This is a genomic window from Allobosea massiliensis (genome assembly GCF_042655245.1).
GTDB lineage: Bacteria > Pseudomonadota > Alphaproteobacteria > Rhizobiales > Beijerinckiaceae > Allobosea > Allobosea massiliensis.
This window is the reverse complement of sequence record NZ_JBHSLU010000013.1, coordinates 1-1579: the sequence shown is the minus strand read 5'-3', so window position 1 is coordinate 1579 and position 1579 is coordinate 1. Positions and strand designations below refer to the sequence as shown.

Annotated in this window: 2 protein-coding genes; both read left to right on the top strand. The window is 67.1% G+C overall.

What is annotated here, in order from left to right; translation table 11 throughout:
* A partial coding sequence (gene istA, locus ACFPN9_RS08075; RefSeq protein WP_377816339.1) for an IS21 family transposase occupies window positions 1-848 on the top strand: 848 nt, incomplete at its 5' end.
* On the top strand, window positions 848-1579 hold a 732-nt coding region (istB, locus tag ACFPN9_RS08070), incomplete at its 3' end, for an IS21-like element helper ATPase IstB (protein ID WP_377816337.1). The genes istA and istB, both read left to right, overlap by 1 nt.

Sequence of the window (1579 nt, the reverse complement as noted above, 5' to 3'; positions counted from 1 at the left end):
AGATTGGCGGTGTCGCGACCAAGGTTTTCTTCTTTGTCGCAACGCTGGGCTATTCGCGCCGGCTTCATGTGCGCGCCTTCGGGCACGAGAAGCAGGAGAGTTGGTTTTCCGGGATGGAGAGCACGTTCCAGGCCTTCGGCGGGATTCCGCGCGAGGTGTTGCTCGACAACGCCCGCGCTCTCGTTTTGCACCATGATCCATCGAGCCGGGAGGTCGTTCTTCATCCCAGGCTGCATGCCTTCGCGAAGCATTGGGGTTTTCGCATCCGGGCCTGTGCGCCGTATCGGGCGCGCACAAAGGGCAAGGACGAGCGCGGGGTCGGCTATGTGAAGAGGAACGCCATCGCCGGCCGACGCTTCGCCAGCTGGGCCGCGATGGAGGCGCATCTGGACGCCTGGACGCGCGACATCGCCGATCTGCGTATCCATGGCACGACCGGCGAGGCACCGATCGATCGCTTCCTGCGCGAGGAAGCCGGGGCCCTCAGACCCGTGAGGGGCATTCCGCCGTTCACGACGCATCGCGATCTGATGCGCAGCGTCGGTGCCGATTGCGCGGTGGCGATCGACGGCAATGCCTATTCGGTGCCGTGGCGGCTGATCGGCGAGCGGGTCCGGGTCACCGTCGGCAACGCGATCGTGCGCATCCACCATGGCGGGCGCGAGGTGGCCGTCCATGCCGAGTTGAAGGGGCGCCATGGCCGGATCGTCGACGATGCCCATCTGGCCGGGCTCGTGGGCACGCGCGAGCGGCCGGTTCACCTGGCGCCGCCGAGATCGCCGCCCGCGCCGGCTGCGTTGCTGCGTCCGCTGGCGGAGTATGAGGCGGTTGTCGGGGGAGGCTTCTGATGAACGACCATGATCACCTGACTGCCTTGCTCGGCCGGTTGAAGCTGACGGCGCTGCGCGATCAGCTCGACAGCCTGATCGACGAGGCCGGTCGCCGCGAACTCACGATCCGGGAGGCGCTGACGCTGTTTTGCGAGCGCGAGGTCGCACGCCGCGACCAGCGCCGGATCGACATGTCCTTCGGCCTGGCGCGTTTCCCCTTCGTGCGCGACCTCAGCGGCTTCGACTTCGGGGCCCAGCCTTCCCTCGACAAGGCGCAGATCCGCGAGATCGCGACGGGGCGCTTCATCGCCAATGGCGAGGCGGTGCTGCTCCTGGGCCCGCCGGGCGTGGGCAAGACCCATCTGGCGGTCGCGCTCGGGCGCGAAGCCATCGTCACCGGCTACTCGGTCCTGTTCACGCCGGCGACGACGCTGGTCGCGCAACTGGCCAAGGCCCATGGTGAAGGGCGGCTCGAGGAAAAGCTCACCCACTACGCCAAGCCCAAGCTGCTGATCGTCGATGAACTTGGCTACCTGCCGTTCGAGCCCGACGCCGCGCATCTGTTCTTCCAGCTCGTCAGCCGCCGCTACGAGCGAGGCGCCATGCTCGTGACCTCAAACCGGGCCGTCGGAGAATGGGGCTCGGTCTTCGGCGATCCCGTCGTCGCGACGGCCATCCTCGATCGGCTGCTTCACCACAGCCATGTCATCACCATCCGTGGAGACAGCTATCGGCTCCGCGAAAAGCGT